The sequence below is a fragment of the Butyrivibrio sp. VCB2006 genome, from assembly GCF_000420945.1.
Lineage (GTDB): Bacteria > Bacillota > Clostridia > Lachnospirales > Lachnospiraceae > Butyrivibrio.
This window is the reverse complement of record NZ_ATVX01000015.1, coordinates 1-22,346: the sequence shown is the minus strand read 5'-3', so window position 1 is coordinate 22,346 and position 22,346 is coordinate 1. Positions and strand designations below refer to the sequence as shown.

Annotated in this window: 25 protein-coding genes and 1 pseudogene; all 26 read left to right on the top strand. The window is 41.4% G+C overall.

Going from position 1 to position 22,346, the window contains the following annotated elements; translation table 11 throughout:
* Window positions 1-40 precede the first annotated feature (40 nt).
* The 26 genes and pseudogenes from G613_RS0113490 (at window position 41) to G613_RS0113370 (ending at window position 21,660) form a co-directional block, all read left to right on the top strand.
* Window positions 41-883: a TraX family protein gene (locus G613_RS0113490; RefSeq protein WP_330361464.1), complete on the top strand. Its 843-nt coding sequence runs from the start codon at window positions 41-43 to the stop codon at window positions 881-883.
* A gap of 238 nt (window positions 884-1,121) precedes the next feature.
* Window positions 1,122-1,775 (top strand): class I SAM-dependent methyltransferase, encoded by a 654-nt coding sequence (locus G613_RS0113485; RefSeq protein WP_029233117.1) that lies wholly within the window; start codon window positions 1,122-1,124, stop codon window positions 1,773-1,775.
* A 76-nt stretch (window positions 1,776-1,851) separates the two neighbouring features.
* A complete protein-coding gene (locus tag G613_RS0113480; RefSeq protein WP_029233116.1) occupies window positions 1,852-2,616 on the top strand; it encodes a class I SAM-dependent methyltransferase in 765 nt (254 codons plus the stop codon).
* 3 nt (window positions 2,617-2,619) lie between these two features.
* Window positions 2,620-3,240 carry a class I SAM-dependent methyltransferase gene (locus tag G613_RS0113475; protein ID WP_029233115.1) on the top strand — a complete coding sequence of 207 codons (621 nt, stop codon included), beginning with the start codon at window positions 2,620-2,622 and terminating at the stop codon, window positions 3,238-3,240.
* Between the two features lie 18 nt (window positions 3,241-3,258).
* The gene (locus G613_RS0113470) at window positions 3,259-3,903 is read left to right on the top strand and encodes an L-2-amino-thiazoline-4-carboxylic acid hydrolase (protein WP_242826152.1); all 645 of its coding nucleotides are present in this window, start codon (window positions 3,259-3,261) and stop codon (window positions 3,901-3,903) included.
* A 16-nt stretch (window positions 3,904-3,919) separates the two neighbouring features.
* Complete coding sequence (locus tag G613_RS0113465; RefSeq protein ID WP_026497934.1) at window positions 3,920-4,525, top strand: L-2-amino-thiazoline-4-carboxylic acid hydrolase; 606 nt, start codon at window positions 3,920-3,922, stop codon at window positions 4,523-4,525.
* A complete protein-coding gene (locus G613_RS19270) occupies window positions 4,519-5,418 on the top strand; it encodes a methyltransferase family protein (RefSeq protein WP_081647900.1) in 900 nt (299 codons plus the stop codon). The genes G613_RS0113465 and G613_RS19270 overlap by 7 nt, the downstream gene beginning before the upstream one ends.
* A 1-nt stretch (window position 5,419) precedes the next feature.
* Window positions 5,420-6,373, top strand: a complete 954-nt coding sequence (locus G613_RS0113455) for a ketopantoate reductase family protein (protein WP_029233112.1) — start codon at window positions 5,420-5,422, stop codon at window positions 6,371-6,373.
* Window positions 6,360-7,139, top strand: a complete 780-nt coding sequence (locus G613_RS0113450; protein ID WP_029233111.1) for an alpha/beta fold hydrolase — start codon at window positions 6,360-6,362, stop codon at window positions 7,137-7,139. The genes G613_RS0113455 and G613_RS0113450 overlap by 14 nt, the downstream gene beginning before the upstream one ends.
* Window positions 7,109-8,296: an alpha/beta hydrolase gene (locus G613_RS0113445; protein WP_029233110.1), complete on the top strand. Its 1,188-nt coding sequence runs from the start codon at window positions 7,109-7,111 to the stop codon at window positions 8,294-8,296. Before G613_RS0113450 ends, G613_RS0113445 begins: the two co-directional genes overlap by 31 nt.
* Window positions 8,293-9,534 (top strand): glycosyltransferase, encoded by a 1,242-nt coding sequence (locus G613_RS0113440; RefSeq protein ID WP_029233109.1) that lies wholly within the window; start codon window positions 8,293-8,295, stop codon window positions 9,532-9,534. Before G613_RS0113445 ends, G613_RS0113440 begins: the two co-directional genes overlap by 4 nt.
* Window positions 9,535-10,038 carry a hypothetical protein gene (locus G613_RS0113435; protein WP_242826151.1) on the top strand — a complete coding sequence of 168 codons (504 nt, stop codon included), beginning with the start codon at window positions 9,535-9,537 and terminating at the stop codon, window positions 10,036-10,038. It begins immediately after the preceding gene.
* A gap of 22 nt (window positions 10,039-10,060) precedes the next feature.
* Window positions 10,061-10,270 carry a hypothetical protein gene (locus tag G613_RS0113430; RefSeq protein WP_029233107.1) on the top strand — a complete coding sequence of 70 codons (210 nt, stop codon included), beginning with the start codon at window positions 10,061-10,063 and terminating at the stop codon, window positions 10,268-10,270.
* Between the two features lie 230 nt (window positions 10,271-10,500).
* Window positions 10,501-11,106, top strand: a complete 606-nt coding sequence (locus tag G613_RS0113425; protein ID WP_242826150.1) for an MptD family putative ECF transporter S component — start codon at window positions 10,501-10,503, stop codon at window positions 11,104-11,106.
* A complete protein-coding gene (locus G613_RS0113420) occupies window positions 11,106-11,840 on the top strand; it encodes an energy-coupling factor transporter transmembrane component T (protein WP_029233106.1) in 735 nt (244 codons plus the stop codon). The genes G613_RS0113425 and G613_RS0113420 overlap by 1 nt, the downstream gene beginning before the upstream one ends.
* Window positions 11,837-13,300: an ABC transporter ATP-binding protein gene (locus G613_RS0113415; protein WP_029233105.1), complete on the top strand. Its 1,464-nt coding sequence runs from the start codon at window positions 11,837-11,839 to the stop codon at window positions 13,298-13,300. The genes G613_RS0113420 and G613_RS0113415 overlap by 4 nt, the downstream gene beginning before the upstream one ends.
* Window positions 13,260-15,038, top strand: a complete 1,779-nt coding sequence (locus tag G613_RS0113410; RefSeq protein WP_029233104.1) for an ABC transporter ATP-binding protein — start codon at window positions 13,260-13,262, stop codon at window positions 15,036-15,038. The genes G613_RS0113415 and G613_RS0113410 overlap by 41 nt, the downstream gene beginning before the upstream one ends.
* A gap of 2 nt (window positions 15,039-15,040) precedes the next feature.
* A complete protein-coding gene (locus G613_RS0113405) occupies window positions 15,041-16,774 on the top strand; it encodes an ABC transporter ATP-binding protein (RefSeq protein WP_029233103.1) in 1,734 nt (577 codons plus the stop codon).
* A gap of 71 nt (window positions 16,775-16,845) precedes the next feature.
* Window positions 16,846-17,784: an alpha/beta hydrolase gene (locus G613_RS0113400; protein WP_029233102.1), complete on the top strand. Its 939-nt coding sequence runs from the start codon at window positions 16,846-16,848 to the stop codon at window positions 17,782-17,784.
* The gene (locus G613_RS0113395) at window positions 17,774-18,541 is read left to right on the top strand and encodes an alpha/beta fold hydrolase (RefSeq protein ID WP_022766189.1); all 768 of its coding nucleotides are present in this window, start codon (window positions 17,774-17,776) and stop codon (window positions 18,539-18,541) included. The genes G613_RS0113400 and G613_RS0113395 overlap by 11 nt, the downstream gene beginning before the upstream one ends.
* Before the next feature lie 19 nt (window positions 18,542-18,560).
* The gene (locus G613_RS0113390) at window positions 18,561-19,043 is read left to right on the top strand and encodes a hypothetical protein (protein WP_242826149.1); all 483 of its coding nucleotides are present in this window, start codon (window positions 18,561-18,563) and stop codon (window positions 19,041-19,043) included.
* A gap of 18 nt (window positions 19,044-19,061) precedes the next feature.
* Window positions 19,062-19,568: a hypothetical protein gene (locus tag G613_RS0113385; RefSeq protein ID WP_029233100.1), complete on the top strand. Its 507-nt coding sequence runs from the start codon at window positions 19,062-19,064 to the stop codon at window positions 19,566-19,568.
* 102 nt (window positions 19,569-19,670) lie between these two features.
* Window positions 19,671-19,814, top strand: a pseudogene (locus G613_RS19935) (L-2-amino-thiazoline-4-carboxylic acid hydrolase); the annotation flags it as partial.
* Window positions 19,815-19,824: 10 nt separating this feature from the next.
* Window positions 19,825-20,511: a DUF6796 family protein gene (locus tag G613_RS0113380; RefSeq protein WP_029233099.1), complete on the top strand. Its 687-nt coding sequence runs from the start codon at window positions 19,825-19,827 to the stop codon at window positions 20,509-20,511.
* 35 nt (window positions 20,512-20,546) lie between these two features.
* On the top strand, window positions 20,547-20,825 hold the full coding sequence (locus tag G613_RS0113375) for a hypothetical protein (protein WP_029233098.1): 279 nt from the start codon (window positions 20,547-20,549) through the stop codon (window positions 20,823-20,825).
* A gap of 154 nt (window positions 20,826-20,979) precedes the next feature.
* Window positions 20,980-21,660 carry a DUF6796 family protein gene (locus tag G613_RS0113370; protein ID WP_051151082.1) on the top strand — a complete coding sequence of 227 codons (681 nt, stop codon included), beginning with the start codon at window positions 20,980-20,982 and terminating at the stop codon, window positions 21,658-21,660.
* The last annotated feature ends 686 nt before the right edge of the window (window positions 21,661-22,346 follow it).

Here is a 22,346-nt window from a genome sequence, read left to right as displayed (position 1 = left end):
AACTGCTATCTTATATATAGAACTAATTTTAAAGAGGCAGATGGCGTTTGACGAAGATAAGATCATTGGAACCAGCAGTATGTCTTTTGTGGAGAAGCCATCATACTTTGGATGTTGGCTTAACTGGGGAGGAGAGAATACAATGAATCCATTAAAGACAAAAGGCTTAAATTCAAATCAAATAAAGCTTATAGCTATTGTTGCAATGACAATAGATCATGTAACATGGCTATTGTATCCGGGATGTCAGAAAATATGGTGGGTAATGCTGCTGCATGTTATAGGAAGGCTGACTGCTCCTATAATGTGGTTCTTCATTGCAGAAGGATTTCACTTTACACGAGATGTCAAAAAATATATTGGCAGGTTATTTGTTTTTGCGGTTATATCTCATTTTGCATATAACTTCGCAGGTGGGATACCGTTTATCCCCAATGGCTTTTTTAACATGACAAGTGTGATGTGGTCCCTTGCATGGTCTGTGGTCTTGATGGTTATTTTCACAACTGATCGCTTGCCACAATGGGCAAAAATCCTGCTTATAATTGTGATATGCTTTATAACATTTCCGTCAGACTGGTCAACCGTGGCTGCAATGTGCCCGGTATATCTGTATTTGAACCGTGGTGATTTCAAGAAACAATCCATTACTATGCTAATCTGGGTAGTCATTTACTCTGCAGTATACTTCATATTTATGGACAAGGTGTATGGAATTATCCAAATGGGAACTTTACTATCACTACTGGTTCTGAAGAACTATAATGGCAAAAGAGGCAGTTGGAAAGGAATGAAGTGGTTCTTCTACATTTACTATCCGGCCCATCTGTTCGTTATAGGATTATTAAGAGTAATGATGGGGAATGGAAGTATATTCCCTTAAAAGAAAAAAGCATTGGTGCTTTGTATACCAATGCTTTTTTGTCTTCCTTTCCGAGCATAGCGTCTGAAATGTACAAATGCTCTTGAAAAAGAAGTTAGCAAATGCTAACATTATTTTCAAGATAAGCATTTGATAATGTTTTTCATGATATTAAATATCTATAAAAAGAAAACGGAATCTTTAAACGTATGGCCTATGTATTGGTAATTGCAGGCAAGGATGAGAGGAAAATAGTGTAATGGCGGATAAGATTCAGGAAGCATATAAGACATCGAAAAGCATATATGATGACGTGCTGACTCAAGGAAGTTTCTTTAGCAAAATGTATATAAAGATTTTTTGGAGTGGAACTGATGATAATGAGGTGGCGCGGAAGGTTCTTTCATATATACCGAATGATTTCAAAGGAACAATTCTTGATGTACCGGTAGGAACAGCGGTGTTTACAGAAGAGAAATGGAAGTCCCTGACGAATGCTCAAATAACTTGCCTGGACTATAGCGTAGATATGATAGAGCAGGCCAGAAAGAGGCTTGAGGGCTGTTCAAATATAACCTGCATCCAGGGCGATGTAGGGAATCTGCCCATGGAAGGCAGCTCTTTTGACATTGTACTGTCTATGAATGGATTTCATGCATTCCCCGATAAGAAAAAAGCGTTCAGAGAAACATATAGAGTACTAAAGCCGGGTGGGAAATTTATTGCATGTTTTTATATTAAGGGGAAATCTAGGATTACAGATTGGCTTGTAAAGAACATACTTGCCAAGAAAGGCTGGTTTTCTCCGCCGTTTCCCACGGAAGATCAGCTTTTGAAAATCCTTAAGCATTTGTACAAGGACATTGACCTTCATGTTGATGGGGCAATGGTGTATTTCTGCTGTAAGAAATAGCATGGAGTGTGGATACAGAGCGAAATCGTGTTGTGATTATAGGTTAGCCATGGCTAACGATATAAAGGAGGATGTTATGAAAGCAGATTACAAGAATTGGGTACCAAAGGGAATGGTGATGGGGACACTGGCTGTGACATGTGTTTTGCTGGTGATAACTCTTATCTTGGGGATTTCATCAGTCCCGGGAAAAATATTTTTGGTACTGACAGTGTTGGCAGCGTTAGGAACATTGTGGACTTATATGATGTACAGGGCATTTTCCTATAACGGAACACGTCAGATGTCTAAGCAGATAATAGAAGGTGTTTCATCCTATGTAAAAATCCCGGATGGCGGTAAATGCCTCGATGTTGGATGTGGAAGCGGGGCTCTAAGTATTGCCTGTGCAAAGAAAAATCCAGGCGCTCAGATAATTGGTATAGACAGATGGGGTAAAGAGTATGCTTCATTCAGCAAGAGTCTCTGCGAAAGTAATTCTGTTGCTGAAGGTGTAAATAACACATCTTTTCAGCAGGGCGATGCCTGTAAGCTTGATTTTGCAGATGAGACTTTTGATGCAGTAACAAGCAACTATGTATATCACAACATACCAAGTAAGGACAGACAGGCGATTCTTCTTGAAACACTAAGGACCCTTAAGAAGGGCGGAACATTTGCTATTCACGATATTATGTCCAAGGCAAAATATGGAGATATGGAAAGCTTTGTAGAAAAGCTTAAAAATATGGGATACGAAGAAGTAAAACTTGTTGATACTACTAACGGTATGTTCATGAGCAAGTGGGAGTCCACCTGGATGGCTCTTACAGGTTCTGCGCTTCTTATGGGGAGGAAATGATTTATGGGACTTTTTAAAAACTTTGTAAGTCAGACAAGAAAGCCGGAAGGTTTCCTGGGACAGATGATGGTCAATGGCATGAACAGTGGGCACGCGAAGATGGCCGACTGGGGAATGGCACATTTAAAAACTATTGCACCGAAAGAAATTCTTGAAGTTGGATGCGGTGGTGGAAGAAATGCACATGAGCTGTTACAGAAGTATCCATCTTCTAAGGTTACGGCGATTGATTATTCAGATGTTTCGGTTGCAAAAGCAGCAGCTTACAACACAGACATGATACAGAAGGGACGCTGCAAGGTTCAGCAGGGCGACGTCTCTAATCTGAACATGAATGAGCAGTATGATCTTGCAACAGCTTTTGAAACCATTTATTTCTGGCCGGGACTTGAGAAATGCTTTTCAGAGGTAAACAAGGCACTTAAGCCTGGTGGAATCTTCATGATTGTAAATGAGTCTGATGGAACTGATAAGGCGAGTTTCCAGTTTGAGAGCATCATTGATGGCATGAAGTGTCATACAGTAGAAGAAATCGAAGGGGCTCTGAAAGAAGCGGGTTTTTCAAAGGTTAAGTCAGATCATCATGAGAGTAAACCGTGGATTACAGTCATTGCAAAGAAATAAGGAGTATATGGCGCGGCTATGATGAAGTATAAAGGAACTTATCTGAAGCTCTTTTCGATAATGCTTAAGAAGTACCTGAAGGAACAATATGGATCTGAAGTAACAAAGAAAGCTCTTAAAGAATCAAAGGCAATATATAAAGAAATGCTTGAAAAGGTGGATGATATTGGGGCAGATAATCCCATGGCGAATAATATCTATTCCTGCTTTGTGTTTCTGGCCATATGGAAAGCTGCTGAGGGAGCAATCGATGTCGAAAGCCTCAGGACTGTGATAAAGAGATTCATGAAGAGCCCGATGGTCAGCAAAATCATGGGCAGAGCAGATTTGAACAGGCCGGAAGATCTTCAGAAAGCAAAAGACAAATTTCATGCCATGCAGGACTGGGCAGATGCGCATCCACAGTATAAAGATAAGACCTGGGATTTTAATTTTGATGATACTAAGCATAAAGACGGTAGCTATTATCATTTCACCCGGTGTCCTTTAGAGAAATTTGCCAGGGAAAATGGATATCTGGAAGTACTGCCTGTGTGCTGTGAAATAGATTATCTTTCTACAGAAGCTTCTCACGGGGTGTTGCATAGAGATTATACTTTGGCCACCGGAGGCCATATCTGTGATTACTGGATCGTACCTGATAAGATAGCGAATCCTCAGTAAAGTTGGAGGATAAGGGATGGACAGAAAGATAAAAGCCTATAAAAAGATATATCGAAAGGCCATTGAAAAAACTGGACTTAATAATGTCGATGACAGAGTTGAAGCATACGCTGTCCGACTTTCTAAGATGTATGCCTCTGATGATTTCAGGAAACACAATGTTTATCCATCAACAAGTACGCTTCATGTATATGCGGTAATTGCAATGTGTCTGGAACTAAAGCAATTTGGCTTTTCTGACACAGATATCATGGATTATATAAACGCTGGTTTTGAAGCAAGAAGGACATTTTTCAATGTGATAATTGCAATAATCAACGCACTTCCGAACAGTTTTGATATTGCCAGAAAGTGGAATATCGGCGACCATGAAAAACGAATGACTGATGGCAGCATAACCTATGATTATTTCAATGTCACCAGAGACAAGGTAGAATATAGAATTTCAAAGTGTATGTATGTCGAAATGTTTGAAACCTATGGGATAAGACCGCTTTGTAAAATATTCTGCAATACAGATACAAGAGCCTATTCGGGACTTACACGGCATGTAGAGTTTATCAGACATTCGGATTTATCAGATGGGCCTGCATGTCATGATGAGGTGATCAGAAAATGTTAAAGAACTACATGAAGGAAGGGCAGAAACTCCCTCTCTTTGGAGTCGGGCCATATATTGTTTATGGAATTGCTATGGTCAATGTAATAGGAATTATCTTGTTTGGCTATGTGCTTAAGATAGGAATTCTGTATGATTCATGGATACTTATTTTCCGAGTGGTTGGTACATTACTCATAATAATGGGAATCGGTGTATGGTATATAGGAGCTGTCCGGTCAGATATGGATGATTCTATAACAGAGAACAGGCTTCAGACCAATGGCATTTATTCATGGGTACGGAACCCGATGTACAGCGGATGGTGGTTTGCGCTATCTGGGATTACTCTTATGTGGCATAATGCATGGCTGCTTCTTTTTCCGATTGTTGACTGGATTATTATGACAGTTGCACTTATAAAAACGGAAGAGAAGTGGCTTTTGGATTTATATGGTGAGGAGTACGCTGAGTATAAGAAAAACGTAAACAGATGCATCCCGTGGAAACCTGGCATTGGGATATATAGAACGGAGATATCCACAGCTAAGTGGATGATATATGATTTGCCGGGGAATGCAGGCTGGATAATATGGATCGTTTGTACAGTAAAATGTTTGAGGCAAGAGGCGAATATGTATGCCGTACTTTCTGTCATAGTAGCAATTTTCATGATGATTGGCGTGTTGGAACTAATTAGTGAGAGGGCGGCAGGGCTTAACCGCATCCTTACAGCGACAAGGCTGCACAGGGGCTTTGGAGCATTGTCGCTGGGCGGACTAGTTGGAATCCCTATTTCAATATATGGAATCCTTTCAAATACCGATTATGGATTATCCCTATGGATGCTGACAGGAGCAGTATTATGTGCTCTGTTTGCAGGGCTCATCTTTGTGACCTTTAAAAGAGAGGAATGATATGAGAATACTTGTATATGGAGCAGGAGTACTAGGGGGTAATCTTGCAAACAGCCTGTACAGACAGGGAAAAGATGTCACACTCCTTGCCCGTGGAAAATGGTATGAAGAGATAAAACGAAATGGCCTCAGTATACATCACTATTTTGGCAGGAAGACCAATGTGAAGATACCTGTGATTAATGGGTTGAGATCGGATGATAGATACGACGTTATATTCGTGGTGGTCAGATATACCCAGATAGATAGTGTTGTTCAACCTCTTAAAGATAATGCTTCCAGAAACATTGTATTTGTTGGGAACAATCTTAAGACAGACGAACTCACAAAAGCACTATCGAAGAAGTCAGTTCTTTTTGCATTTGCAATGTCTGCAGGGCATAGGGAAAAAGACTATATCAGATCAGTGTCACTGAATAAGATAACAGTTGGAAATACTAAGGGGACTTCCTCGCAGGAGAATTTTATAAGAAATGTATTCTCCGGAACAAACTTCAAAGTAGTCTATGAATCAAATATGACAGACTGGCTTATATGCCATGCAGCATCAGTAATACCAATAGCTTTTGCCTGTTATTATACAAATGGTGATATAAAAAAGCTTAGGCGCGACAAAGTCTATGTCAACAGGATCATGGACGCAACTATTGCGGCTTATACAGTACTGGAAGACAATGGGCATGAAATTATGCCTGATTCCGACAAAGACTTTAGGAATCCAAAGTTCAAAAAGAAATACCTTCCGTTCTATCAATTCATTTTCGCAACGAAGCTTGGAAAACTCTGCACTTCAGACCATGCGATGAATGCAGTCGATGAGATGAGTGCGCTCAACAGGGATTTCAAGGCATACATCGGGCAATACGGCGATATTCCAAAGCAGTGGACAGACCTTGAGAGGGATACTAACGGATATCTGATATGTAGGAATGATAGGAAAAATGACAATACATGAATTTGGAAAAGATAATGATAAGGTCATAGTGTTGCTACATCCGTCCGTGGTTATGTGGGATTACTTCGAGTATGTGATTCCGCTTTTGGAAAAGAAATACCATCTGATAATTCCTGCACTTCCGGGGTATGACCCTGACAACAAGAGCGATTTCACAAGTGTTGAAGAGATCTCAGCAGAACTGGAAGAATGGCTGAACCTGAACGGACTGAGCAATGTGACGTGTCTTTACGGCTGCTCCATGGGTGGAAGCATTGTAGTCAGGATGCTTGCAGGCAACAAAGTGACAATACAGAGTGCAGTAATCGATGGCGGTATTACTCCATATCAGCTTCCTTGGATCGTTACAAGATTGATAGCAATAAAGGATTTTTTGTTGATATACACAGGAAAACTTGGTGGAACAAAGCTGTTGGAAAAAGCATTTTCTACTGATAATCTTTCAGAGGGAGATGTGCAGTACGCAGCAAAGGTCTTAAAAATGATCAGTGCAAGAACAATCTGGAGGACATTTGAATCATGTAACAATTATTCCATGCCCGAGAATGTCCATACTGACTGCAGGTATATAGAGTACTGGGGTGCTGAAAAAGAAGTTAAGGATCGTCGGTGGGATGTGACGTATATAAGGCAGCACTTTCCACAGACGGTTTTCAGAAAGATAAAGGATGTAGGGCACGGAGGTCTTGCTCCGTTTAATCCGGAAAAGTTTGTGAGGGGGATTGAAAAGGCTATATGGAAAAGTATGATATCACAAGACCGGTAATCCTTAAAAAGGGTGTATATAAGCTCAATGATGAAGCAAATTTCAATTATCAGCTGAACCGTGTTATCAACTGGGATGGTGGCAGACTGGAGGATGTCCAAAAAGTTTCCGGCAAGATCCACAACAGTGACGATTGGAAAAGAGAACTTATCTTGCTCGGCGACGAAGCCATGAAAGAGGGCAGGACAGATAATGCCATTGCCTATTATCGAATGAGCGAGTTCTTCATGTATGACGGTGATCCTGATAAGAGAAAGTACTATGAGAAGGCAACCAAGCTCTTTTACGAGTACTACGCAGTTTTCTTCGAGGGAGAGAACCCAAGGATTGAAAGATATGATGTTCCCTATGAGAATGTGAAGCTGCCGGTGATGCATGTGGTGCCTGATGGAGCAAGCAAGGGCACAATCCTCATCCATGGCGGCAATGACAGCTATTTTGAGGAATTTCTTTTTACAGTTCTTTATATGCAGGAGCAGGGCTTTGAAGTCTACATGTTTGAAGGACCGGGACAGGGCGGAGTAATGCGTATTCAGGGAAAGCATTTCACCCATGAATGGGAGAAACCTGTTAAGGTAATCCTGGATTATTTCAAGCTTTCTGATGTGACTATCATAGGCATATCTCTCGGAGGTTATCTTGCCCCAAGAGCAGCGGCTTTTGACAAACGCATAACTAAAGTGGTTGCCTGGTCCATATTCCCATGCTTTCAGGATATTCTTGTGAGTATGCAACCACAGGGTACGCAGAGAGCATTCCATATCCTCATGAAGCTACATGCCCGTCCACTTCTTAATCTGGTATTTGGCAAAAAAGCTAAGAAATCTCCCATAATCGACTGGGGAATCAAGCATGGATGCTATGCCTATGAGGCAAAGGATGCATATAGTTATGCCAAGAAGCTGAAGCTATATGACATTGCACCCGTCGCAGATCAGATTACGCAGGATATGCTGATTCTTGGGGCCAGTGGAGACCATTTCATTGATTACCACCTTATCGGAAAAGAGATCAACATGCTAAGGAATGTCAGAAGCCTTACATTTCGCCTGTTTACTGACAAGGAAGAAGCGGAAAATCATTGTAATGTGGGTAATGGGAAATTGGCTATAGATGAAATACTTAGTTGGATTACACGTATTGGGAGTAAGGAATGATTGTTACAGCTGTCGCAGTGGGAACCAGGGGAGATGTAAATCCTCTGGCAGAGCTTGGCGAGGAAATGACAAAAAGGGGACATGAGTTCCGGATACTGACATCGGAGGCTTTCCGACCGCTCATAGAAAGTAAAGGCGTGACCTTCTTAAGGCTTGATACGGATGCAGATCATGTCATGAAATATATGGTTACAGACTATAAGACTAGCCTTGATTTTGTTAATGGGCTATTTAAGCTTAAGAAGGAAAATCCGAGATTTATGGAGCAGACCATTGATGCTATAAAAGGCTCTGACCTTGTAATGTATGGTACGTGCTCAGCTTTTGCAAGACATGCGGCTGAGTATCTTGGAATCAAATGTGCAAGATATTTTTACAGTCCGATGGATCCGACCAGACAATACTCGCTTTATACTGATGATTTTAATTCGGACAAAGTGCTTAAAAGCTATGATGGACTATCGGATGGGATGAGCCTCATGACAATTGTCGCCCTAAATAAATGGAGAAAAAGTGTAGGTCTTCCAAAGTGGAAGAAAAGCAGCAGATATACGGAGCTGGGAGGAAGAAAAGTACTTACTTTTTACCCCACAAGTCCTCTCCTTATGCCAATGGATCCTACATGGGGAGACTATATACATGTGACAGGGTATTGGTATCATCCGGGAGAGAGTATAAAAGAATTTGAAGAATCCGAGGAATTGACGGACTTTTTGACAGCGGGTGAGAAACCGATATTTGTAGCTTTTGGAAAGGCAGAGTCACCTGAACTTGCGAGACTACAGCTGCTGACATTAGATGCTTTAAAAAAGACCGGAATTCGTGCTGTCGTGCAGGCATACCAGATACCGAAAAAAGACAAGATAAATACTGACAAGCTGTTTTTTATAGATAATGTCCCATATGCTTATATCTTCGGAAAGGTGAGAGCAGTAGTGCATCATGGTGGAAACACTACGAATGGTCTGGGGCTTAGGGCAGGGCTTCCAACACTGGTGATAGCACTGGCTCTTGATCAGCATTTCTATGGCAGGGTGGATCACAAGCTTGGATGTGGACCAAAACCTTTATACATCAGAAAGAAGTTATGTACAGCCACAGAAATCGCAGATTCTCTTAGAGACCTGGTCAGTGGAAATTACGATGTTACGGTGCAGACAATTTCTGAGCTGATAATGAAAGAAAATGGCATAGAAGAGGCTGTTAAAGCAATAGAGGACTATGTTTCAGAGGGGTAAATGAGTATGCTTTTAACTGTTTTTCTTACAATTGTTTTCTGTGCTGCGATAACGCTGATGATGTTTTCTGTGGTGGCATTTATACAGAATGAAAAGTTCTTTTCTTCAGCGCCAAAGGAAGCACAGGCGGTGCTTCGTCATAGAGACAAGGAACTTTTCTATGGGGCGAGGATAATTGGATGGACACTTATGATATTCAGCCTTCTGATGATACTTGGTGTTGGAGTGATTTCAATCTGGGATGGCTTCAGGAGTGGGTTCACGTTTGGGCAGTTCTTCTTCAGATTTGTTTTCATATTCACCGTATACAAGATTTACGATATGGTCTGTTTTGATTACTTCCTTCTCATGAAATTCCGTTTCTTTCAGTTTTATTATCCAGAGGTGGAAAATGTATATAGAAATAGGAAGTATGGATATAACATCAAGAGCCAGCTGCTGAAACTTCTTGTGATTTTCCCGGCAGCGTCAGCTCTTGCGGCCTGGATATGTTCATTGGTTTGAGAAAAATGGGAGAGTTTGAACAATGCAATTTGAGGAATTGGGAAATATGGCCGGGAAGAAACTAATGTTGTTGCCTGGAACATGCTGTGACTGGCAGACGAATTTTAGAACGGTTATCGACAGCTTATCTGAAAAGTATCATCTTATATGTGTGAACTACGATGGATTCGATGATGTTTTTCCGGACATGATAACTGTTACTGAGAAAATTGAGAAGTATATAAAACCATAAAAGATGCAGATCAGATACTTGTCATATCTGATGGAAAGATAGTAGAGCGAGGGGATCACAAAGCCCTGATGGATATGAATGGGGAGTATGCACATATGGTTGAATTGCAGGCTTCATGAGAAGATTTATCAATATATCATTTTTTTAATTAGCGTTGATTTTTTATATGTATAATAGTTAGCGGTAACTAACTAAAATGCTTAGCCATATGGCGGAAGGAGAGAAAAAGTATGGATGGAGTAATGACTCAGAGAAAAACGAATGAAAAACTTGGAGGAAAGGACCTGATAAATATAGGTATTTATGCAGCTATTTTCCTTGTGATAATGACTGCTATCTCAATGCTTGGATTTATTCCAATCATGATGCCGATGTTATCTGTCCTGTGCCCTCTTATTGGAGGTATTACCATGATGCTCTTTTATACAAAGGTTAAGAAGTTCGGAATGATAACCATTATGACGATTATTATCGGAGCATTTTTGTGGGTTACGGGAATGGGATATTACCCGTTTTTCTTTGGAATTGTATGTGGACTAGTTGCAGATCTTGTTGCGAAGAGCGGACAATACTCTAGCAAAAAGAAGACGGTCTTAAGTTATGGAATTATGTGCATAACTATATTTGGATGTTTCCTGCCCTTATACCTTGATATTAATGGATATTTTTCCACAAGGACATCTTTTGGAAGTGACTATGTTGAGGCTATGACAAGAATATTCAGACCCTGGACAGCTCCTATAATCTTAGCTTGTTCTTTTGTTTTCGGAGTACTTGGAGCACTCCTTGGAATGCATTTCCTTAAGAAACATTTTGAGAAAGCCGGTATTGTTTAATGGAAGGTGCGGCATATAATCCCGGAAAACTTGATCGCGGACTTATCATGGATCCAAGGACAAAACTGGCGCTTCTTGTTACAGTAACGACATTCGCACTGGGAGGCGCCGGAGGAAGAAGATGTGAGATGCTTGTGCCAATACTTTGTATGGTGCCGTTTCTTCTGCTTCTTACTGCAAAGAGATTTAAGACATCGATAATCGGAATGATACTGCTCTGGGGATCCAGTATGCTTCTGACCTTTGCAAATACGCGAGGTATGGGAGGCTTTCTATACTATATTATCCTTGGGTCCTGCGGTGTGCTTGGTAGGTTCCTGCCATGCATAATGATGGGACGTTATCTGATGGAGTCAACAACAGTGAGCGAATTTACAGCTGCAATGAAAAAACTCCACGTAAGCGATAATATCATCATCCCATTGTCCGTTATGTTCCGCTTTTTTCCTACAGTTTTAGATGAAGCGGATTCGATAAGCTCTGCTATGAAAATGCGCGGAATACGCATTGGTGGAAAACATGCTTCCAAGATTATAGAGTACAGAATGGTTCCGCTTATGACATGCTGTGTAAACATTGGAGAGGAACTGTCAGCAGCAGCTCTTACAAGAGGTCTCGGAGGAGAAGTGAAAAGAACCAATATATGCAGGATAGGATTTCGGCTGCAGGATTACGCAGCATTGGCATTATGCCTTATTCCCTGGATATTACTGATTATGGATGTGGTGAAATGATTGAGTTTAAAAATGTAAGTTTCAGTTATGCAAGGACTGATGAAGCGTCGGTAAAAGATATCTCCCTGAAGATTAACAAGGGCGAGACAGTTCTTTTATGCGGAGAATCCGGCTGTGGCAAGACAACGCTGATCAGGATGATCAATGGTCTTATTCCACATTTCTACGAAGGACAAATGAGAGGGAACATATACGTGGATGGAACTGATATCACACAGACGCAGCTTTATGAAACAGCCAAAATTGTGGGATCTGTGTTCCAGAACCCCAGGAGTCAGTTTTTTTGTGTGGATAGTACAAGTGAGCTGGCTTTTGGACCTGAAAACATGGGACTTCCAGAAGATGAGATCCGTGCGCGTATTGACAGTACCGTAGATTCCATGAAGATAAGGGCGTTGATGGACAGAAGCATATTTGAAATGTCAGGTGGTGAAAAACAGAAGATAGCCTGTGCTTCTGTAGATACGCTAAATCCTCAGGTTTGTGTGTTGGATGAGCCTTCGTCAAACTTAAGTCTTGAGGCTATTGAAGACCTTAAGAATACTCTCCTTGGCTGGAAAGAAGAAGGAAGGACTATTGTGGTTGCTGAACACAGACTGTACTGGCTTAAGGATATTTGTGACAGGGTTATCTGCCTTAAAGAGGGGCGGATTATTTTTGATATTCCAATGAGAGAATTTAAGAATCTGTCGGAAGAAGATTTAAGGTGTCATGGTCTTAGGGCTGTAAATGAGAACCTTACGATGATTCCGGTCAAAACAGAGAGTATAAATACCGAGACAATAACCTTCGAGAAGCTTATCTACAATTACAGGAACTGTGATGCACTTAACATAAAAAACCTTGAAATACCCCGGAATGAAATAATTGCGGTAGTTGGACCTAATGGTGCTGGTAAATCAACTTTTTCAAAATGTATATGCGGACTGATGAGGGGGTTCAAAGGTAATGCTGTTATCGGCGGAAAGAAGTTAAAGGGCAGAAATCTCCTAAAGAGCGCATACATGGTCATGCAGGATGTGAATCATCAACTGTTCTGTGAGACAGTTATGGATGAAGTTACTCTTGGGATGAATGAAGAAAACGAAGATAGGGTTCTTGAAATTCTTGATAAGCTCGGACTTAAGGAGTTGTCGAACAGACATCCCATGAGCCTGTCAGGCGGACAAAAACAGAGGGTTGCAGTTGCAAGTGCACTGCTTTCTGATAAGGATATCATCCTGTTTGATGAGCCTACAAGTGGGCTTGATTTCTATAATATGGAGCGGGTGGCTGAGCTGATATGGTCACTGCGTGGTCAGAAGACAGTGTTTGTTGTTACCCATGACCCGGATCTTGTCAGGAGATGTGCTACGGTGGTTCTACGGTTAGAGAACGGTCATGTTGTAAATACTAATTCAGGCGGAGAGATGAAAGACTATGAAAGAGAAAAAGAAAAGTGTTATTGCACAGCTGTTTGAATACGCAGGCAATCATAAGTATTTTACTATATGCTCATGGATACTGGCTGCCATAAGCGCTCTTGTGGCGCTTGTGCCATTCTATTACATATGGTGCATTATTAAGGAAGTTGTGGAAGTAAGACCGGATTTTAGTAAGGCTACCCACATAGTATCTCATGGTTGGAGTGCTGTGGGTATGAGCCTTTTGGCCATGTTTATATATATTGCAGCTCTTATGTGTTCGCATATCGCAGCATTCAGGGTTCAGGCCAACATGAGAACTGCTATGATGGAGCATGTAATGAAGCTTCCTATGGGGTATATAGAATCTGAGGGAAGCGGAAAGATAAGAAAGATAGTTGCAGAGTCCAGTGCAGCTACGGAGACATTTCTGGCCCACAGTCTTCCGGATAAGGCGGTGAGCTATGCAACTCCAGTGGGACTAATCGCCATGCTCCTTATCTTTGACTGGAAGATAGGTCTTATCTGCCTCATTCCAGCTGTCATCGCATTTCTTGCCATGGGCGGTATGATGGGTGAAAAGATGCAGAATGACATGAAAGAGTATCAGAATGCCCTTGATGAGATGTCAGCTGAGGCTGTTGAATATGTCAGGGGAATACCTGTCGTAAAAACTTTTGGGCAGTCCGTCTTCTCTTTTAAGAGATTCAAGGAAGCTATAGATAAATACGAAAAATGGACTATAACTTACACCATAGGAATGAGAATACCTATGATAGGTTTCACTACAGCTGCTAACGGTGTATTTGCTGCACTTGTAGCCTGTGGACTCATTTTTACCAGAGGAGGCGTTTCAGATACATTCCTTTATAACATCCTTTTTTACATCATCATAACTCCGATACTGACGGTCACACTCATGAAGGTCGCTTATGCTGGTGAGAGCCAGATGGTGGTAAAGGATGCTCTTGAGAGAATGTATACCCTTTTGGAGGTGAAGCCTCTTAAGGAGACCGTAAGTCCACAGATTCCCAAGGATAGCGGTATCAGCATAGAGGACATTACCTTCACCTATGATGAGAAAAAGGCTAATGCCATCGATGGCATTACGCTGGATATAAAGCCGGGTGAACATGTGGCATTTGTGGGACCTTCCGGAGGCGGAAAGACAACACTCGCATCACTTGTTGCGAGGTTCTGGGATGTTAAAGAGGGCAGTATCAGGATTGGCGGCGTTAACGTAAAAGATATCGCTTCATCTGAGCTTATGAAGCAGGTGTCCTACGTTTTCCAGGATAGCAGACTCCTTAAGATGTCTATACTTGATAATGTCAGAATGGGGAGACCTGATGCTACGGAGGCGGAAGTAATACAGGCACTTAAGGATGCAATGTGCTGGGATATAATCGAAAAGCTTCCAGAGGGTATAAATACTATGATCGGAAGTAAGGGCACATATGTATCTGGTGGCGAAGCACAGCGTATTTCCATAGCAAGGGCGTTCCTTAAAAATGCGCCGATACTTATACTTGATGAGGCCACAGCTTTTGCGGATCCGGACAATGAGATAATGGTTCAGCAGGCCTTTGCTAACCTGTCAAAAGATAAAACAGTGATCATGATCGCCCATCGCCTGTCAACAGTAGTAAATGCAGATAAGATATGTGTTCTTACAGATGGAAAGGTGGCAGAATCCGGAAAGCATGAAGAACTTCTTGCAAAGAACGGAATTTACGGTCATATGTGGAACGAGTATCAGAAATCAGTAAACTGGAAGGTGGGTAAAGGCGCATGAGTATAGTAGAAAGGTTACAGCATAAATACGCCCTTTCAGAGCAGGGCGCTAAGGATATGATAAAAGCGTTTGCAGCATGTACATTTGCAAACCTGGCACAGATGATGCCTGTGGGAATTCTTTTTATGATGACAGGAGATCTGCTAAATGGGCAGCTGCCGAAGAGCCATGTGGTTATATTTATTGGTGGAAGTATTATTTGTCTTGCGCTTATAGCAATCACTGAGTATTTCCAGTATAATGCTACGTTTTTCTCAACCTATGTTGAAAGCGGTGTAAGAAGGCGTTCTCTTGCAGAAAAATTAAGAAGGATACCTCTTTCATTTTTTGGGAAAAAAGACCTGGCAGATCTGACCAATACCATCATGGCGGACTGCGCAATGCTGGAGACAGCATCATCACACTGGCTCCCGGAGCTTGTTGGAGCTTTTATTTCTACAACGCTTGTAGTAATAAGTCTGTTTTTCTTTGATGCAAGAATGGCAATAGCTGCAGTCTGGGTGCTTCCTGTAGCATTTATAATCGTGTTTTTCTCAAGAAATGTGATGCATGCTGTAAACAGGAGAGGTAGCAGATATAAGGTGGCATGTCTTGACGGCATCCAGGAAGCACTGGAAACAGTACGAGACCTTAAGGCATATAATGCACAGGATACCTACATGGAAGGACTCAATAAGAAGATCAAAGCTGTCGAGTCCCACAATATTTTCTCAGAGTTTTTAAATGCAGCATTTGTCTGCAGTGCCCAGATGATCCTTAAATTTGGGATAGGAACTGTTGCAATTGCTGGCTCAGCCCTCCTTATAAAGAATGAAATAAGTATTGTCACATTTTTTATGTACCTTCTTGTTGTTTCAAGAATGTATGAGCCTTTGCAGATAGCACTTCAGAATTTCTCTGCGCTTATAGCAACAGATACTCAGTGTGAGAGAATGGATGAAATCCTTTCACATGGCGAACAGACGGGAGCAGATATCCTTTCAAACAAAAACTATGACATTGAGTTTAAGAACGTGCGGTTTTCATATGAGGATGGGGAAACAGTATTAGACGATGTGAGCTTTGTGGCAAAACAGGGGGAGGTCACAGCGATTATCGGACCTTCCGGCGGGGGAAAGACTACGGTATCAAGGTTGTCTGCAAGGTTCTGGGATATTAATAGCGGACTAATAACTGTTGGTGGAATGGATATATCAAAAATAGATCCTGAGACGCTTTTGTCCATGTATTCAATTGTGTTCCAGGATGTAACTCTTTTTAACAATACTGTTCTTGAGAATATCAGAATTGGCAGAAAAGAGGCTACAGACGAGGAAGTCCGGGCTGCGGCCAAACTTGCCCACTGCGATGAGTTTATCGATAAGCTGCCTGATGGTTACAATACACTCATAGGCGAAAACGGTTCGGAGCTGTCAGGCGGTGAACGGCAGAGAATATCCATCGCCAGAGCATTCCTAAAGGATGCACCGATTATTCTTATGGATGAGGCTACAGCATCCCTGGATGTAAATAATGAATCCCTGATCCAGGAGGCAATCAGTGACCTGATAAAGGATAAAACGGTTCTGATAATTGCGCATCGCATGCGCACTGTCGATGGTGCTGACAAGATAGTTGTTCTTAAGAATGGTACTGTTGCTGAGTCAGGAAATCCTTCTGAGCTAAAGGTAAAAGATGGAATCTATAATCACATGATATCAGTTCAGATGCAGTCAGAGAATTGGAAGATGGCATAACAGCTGGAGGGAAGCAGGCAACATTCATTACGCGGAAAACTCTTTGCTATCTTGAGAAATGTGGAGGAGCTATGAGCATTAAATATGAGATCCTTAAGCGGGTAGTAAAAGCCGCAGGTCTAAAGAAGATGTGGGATGGAAAAACTGCTGAGGAGATTGTTGCAGCAAAGAAAAAGGAAAATGCTAAGAACCATATTCCTGAGCTTAAAGATTCTGAGTTTGATATAGACCGGATCAAGGTTATGGGTTTTACAGTAATCAGGATGAAGCATAAGATCAAAGAACCTCACGCTAATCTCTTTATCATCGGTGGCGGAATGGTAATGGCACCAAGACCTGACGCTGTCAAGAAAGCACTCCGTTTTGCCAAGGAAACAGGAGTGGATGTGTACGTGCCTTACTATCCCCTTTGCACGGATTATCCCCTTACCAAAGCATATGCAATGATCCATGAGACATATAAAGAGATGCTAAAGGACTATGACGCTGGGAACATCTCGGTTCTAGGTACATCATCAGGCGGTAATCTTGCGCTGGGAATGGTTCCATACATCAATGACGGGCATGATGATACACCGATGCCTGGCTATATTCTTGCCATTTCACCCGGAACCTGCGTTGAAACAGATGAAGAGTGGGAGCGGATGCTGAAGCTTAATAAAAAAGATGTGGCAATTCCGGCAAGCTATATGAGAACCGCTGTGGATATCATGAGACATGGCGATTTGTCAGTTCCTGAATACATGATATGGCTTCAAAAGGCCGATTTTACCAATTGTCCGCAAGTGACTTTTGTTTATGGCTCCGAAGAAACGTTGTATGCCTGCGCTCCATCTTTCGAAAAAGTCATGCAAAAATATGGAGTGGATTATGAGATGATCGTAGGCGAAGGCATGTTCCACTGCTATCCGGCATTCCCAATAGTGAAAGAGGCCAAGGAAGGCTGGGATAAGATGGTGGATTTAATCAGAAATACTACAAAACAGGGAAGTATAAAAAATGCAATTTGAAGAAATTGGGAATATGTCAGGAAAGACGCTTATGCTGCTTCCCGGGACATGCTGTGACTGGCAGACAAACTTTGGAACAGTAATCGATAGGTTATCAGAGAAATATCATCTTATATGCGTGAACTATGATGGGTTTGATGGAAGTGATGGTATCTTTCCTGATATGATTACGGTAACAGAGAAAATCGAGAAATATATCTGTGAGAAGCATAATGGCAGGCTTGATGGAGCTATTGGATCTTCTCTTGGTTCAAGTTTTGTGGGTCAGCTTGTTATGAGAAAGAACGTGCATATAGATCATGCTATTTTTGGCAGTCCTGACCTTGATCAGAGCGGGCCGGTATCAGCAAAACTCCAGTCAATGCTTGTTGTGCCTCTTTTAACAAGCTTTACAGGCAGTGAAAAGAAACGGAATAAATCCAAAGAAAAGCTGAAAAAAATCTTTGAAATGGATGATGAAAATGCTGAGAAATTCATGAACTGTTTTTCCAAGTTTAATCCCCGGTCCATAAAGAATGAGTATTACACAGACCTCCTGACCCATCTTAGGGATGATATCAATGTTGAACATACAAGAGCTCATTTTATCTATGCCAACAAAATGGGTGAGAAGTATCTTGAACGCTATAAGAAGTATTTCCATGATCCTGACATCAGAGAGTTCAACATGCAGCATGAGCAGTGGCTGTTCGGCGGGAAAGAATACGCAGAACCTGTGCTGAAAGCTATAGATGAATTTATGGTAATGACAGTTTGAGGGTAATATGGGGGTGACTATGGTTCTAATATTAGAGTGCATTGTGGTTTGCTTTATACTATTTCTCCCCTGTGTAGTTGTTATAGCAAATGGAACAGAACAGGGAGCTTTTTTATATGAAAAAGATGTACAGGATCGCGTCGTAGAGATGGGACTTATAACAAAGGCACAGATCGATAAGAACTGTAAATTATTCAAGATAGGCACACTTACAGTGATGATTGCTTTTGTGCTGTGGTCAGTTTATGGCATCAATGGAGCAAGAGGATTTATAGTGCCATTTCTCCAAATATATGCTATGACAATGGCAGAAGGACTATTCGACAGATTCTTTATTGATTGGTATTGGGTGGAGCATACAAAAGCCTGGACGATTCCGGGAACCGAAGATCTATGGCCTTACATCCCCAAAAAGACGAAGATTGTGAAGTGGCTGATTACGATTGTAGGCAATCCTATTATTGCAGCTGTACTGGCAGGGATTATGATGGTCGTATTATGAGGGAGGGAAGCAGGTAACATGGTTTGGTATGTATTGGTAATTGAAGCGATAGTATTTGCAGTATTATTTACAACAATTCTTTTTGTGTCTTTTCATGGGGAAAAAATGTACAGTCCGGCATGTATCCATAATTACCCGCCTGATATTCAAGAAGAATACTTCAAAACACATGAAAGAGTGGATGTTTCATATAAATCAAAAAAGGTAGTACTGGCGAAGTCCTGTGGAATAATCATGTTTACAGTTATTCTTACCATATGCGCGAAGCTTGCCGGGGCAGTTACATTTTGGCAGGGATTCGCGATCGCTTTTGGACTCATGGTATGGATTGGAGCCTATGACACACTCTTTCTGGACTGGGTGCTATTTGCAAATATGAAAATGTTCAGGCTGGAAGGGACAGAGCACATGGACAAGGCTTACCATCAGAAGTGGTTTCATTTAAAAGGTGCTATATTCCCGGGGCTTGTGTTTGCACTAATTCCGGCAGCGCTTGTAGGACTGTTCATAAGTTTGATGAGGTGAGTATGTAAAGAGCTTTGAGTAAGTGGTAAGTCAGGAACAGAGCATGAAACATGTGGGTACAAGAACGCTTGGGGAAAAGAGCTTTATGATAAGGCGCGGGAACTTGGTACTCCGGAAGCTGTTCAGATGATCTGCTGCATGGATAAAGAATACATGAACGGCTTCAGGGGAGTTGATTATAAACGGACTAAATCGGTGGCTGAAGGTGATGACTGTTGTGACTACAGGCTCACAAAGTCATTGTAAGGGGGAGAAAATGAAGAATCTTACATCAAGACAGAAGATCATGTTCGGGGTATATTCGATGATATTGGCGATTATAGGAGATTATCTCCTTGGCTACGGTACATTTAGTACGTCCAGTTCACCGGATGCCTATATGGGAGTTGAATGGAGCGTAGCTCCTGACTGGAGATATGCAGTATCGTCCATTCTCGGATTTGCTTGCGCAACCCTGTTTGCTGTGGCTGCTGTTGAACTTCTTAGGGTTATGGAAAAGAAATATCACCTTAATGATTCTAAGCTGTTTGGCCTTTTCAAGATTGCAAACTGGAGCGGAATACTTTATTTTGCTTTCATCCACATAGGTATATGCATGCTCCCTGTTGTGTTTAATGCAGGAATGGCTGCTACAGGCGATGTGAAAACTTCTGCTGATATGGTGTTCAGAGTATTGAAAAGTATTGCAGTTCCCATGGGCATCGGATTTGTAGTATGCGATGTTTTCGTTACAATTGCCTGGATCGGAATGGTGTTTAAGCAAATGATTCCTGTGAAAAAGGCTGCATTTATTTGTTGCCCGGTGATTACCTCAATATTAGGGCAGCTCATGAATTACATTTCTGAAGGTCTAGATTCCGGTTTCGAGTCTTTTGGATGGCTGCTCATGTATCTGGTCTGTGCGTTAAGCCTGGTAGACAAGGATGAGAGGGAATGGATATAAGAAGTAATGGCAGAAACTAAAGGATATGCATCAACATGCTTTGTGACAGCTTCGAACATGGATATCTTCTTGCGGAGCTTCATTCTCCGTTCCTTGAAAAGAATGGTAGCCATCACGATGCTGTGAAACATACTAATGCTTCTTTCGGCTGGGGAACAAAGTCAGGCCGTGAATATCTGGATCTTGAACCAAGGATGAGCCTTGTGTCTGAGACGAATTATAACGAAGAAATGAAGAAGTACTCAATACGCGGAAAACTCTTTGCCATTGTGGGCAAGAATATCAACAACAGGCTTGCTGTATTTAAATGGTAAAGCATTAAGGGCGGAATGTATGGATAAGTTTAATGACATCGCAATGCTATTACTGCTGCTTGGATCAGTATAGGGAATTTGTGGATGTTCGTTGGACTTTTGGTTATGGCGAAGAAAGTTAAGGATGGCGGCAGGTTTTGAAGGGGGAAATGAGATGTATATCAACGAGTATGGAAATCCTAATAATCCAAAGAATATAAGGGGACTTATTTGTGGAATCATCGGATGCCTATGCTATGGAAGCGGAGATTGGCTTATGATGTATGGTGATCCTTCATACTCGGGGAAGCTTTTTTGGCTTACATCGGGAACGTCCCAGATTCCTCAGTGGAGATATATGCTGGCTATGGCTCTTGCATTTCCAGGAATAGTTTTCTACGGCATAGCGCTGTTTGCGGTACAGGAGTATATCAAGGATGAAAAGCATAAAAGGATTTATCATTACCTGAATGCCTTTGGGCTTACACCTTGGATTGCACTTCACCTGGTCTATGTGGTGATATTGAGTTTGTTTGCATGGCTTAATAATAATGGCTTTACGCAGGATGCAATCACGATATGCGAAGCACTTTTTGGAAGCTTCTCATGGATTATCCTGGTAAGTGAAGTATTGATGTTGCCAGTGTTTATGTTTTGGTTTTTTCTTCAGATTACAGGAAAGACAGTGTTTAAGAAGGGCATGGCATTTACAAATGTGCTCGTTATATTTGGTATTTTAAAGACTATAGCTTCACTTATGCCAATAAGCGCGTTTAGACTGGGATTTACGAACGGGCTTATGAGTGAGAGTATGATCATCTGGTTTGCGTTGGTGTTTTTGGGAATTGGCCTGTAAATGCGAATATTGCTCGGGTTATGGCTATCACTTTGATGATTAAATTTCCATAACTATCATTATTAGAATAGTTATGGAAATAATGTGGACAAGAAACTTTCAAAATCTGTGCATCCGCCACTTACTGGATTATGGAAAAAAAGTGAATGATAAAGGCGGATTTCACAATCGACTAACAGGTCAAATGCACCTGAAACCTTTTACACTAAAAGAATGTGAGGAATATCTCCAGGCAAAGAAAATACTGCTAAACAGGCATCAGATTATAAATATCGTGCGAGAAAACCCCTTCCGATGAAGTCGGTTGTGGGATGAATCGCACTAGCTTTTCTTTCTGTATTTAGTCACGAAAATTACATGGTATGTGAGTTTGTATACGGAATGTGAGCCTCTTCTGTACTCGCTCAGGATATCTGATTCCAGCATCGATTTCTGCATAAATTTACTCCTTATCCAAAAAGAACATATGTTTGTACTTTTCTGAAAAGTGTGCTATAATACTAACTATAGAATACTGCTAGAATACTGCTAAGGAATTTACACCGTGTACAGAACAAGGCAATACAGGATAAACCAAAACCACATACTCTATGACTATTGCAGGGATATCTGCAGATCATCAGCCGTTCTGTACAACAGGGCAAATTTCATCTTAAGGCAGTATTCGTCTGCAGTAGATTCAATGG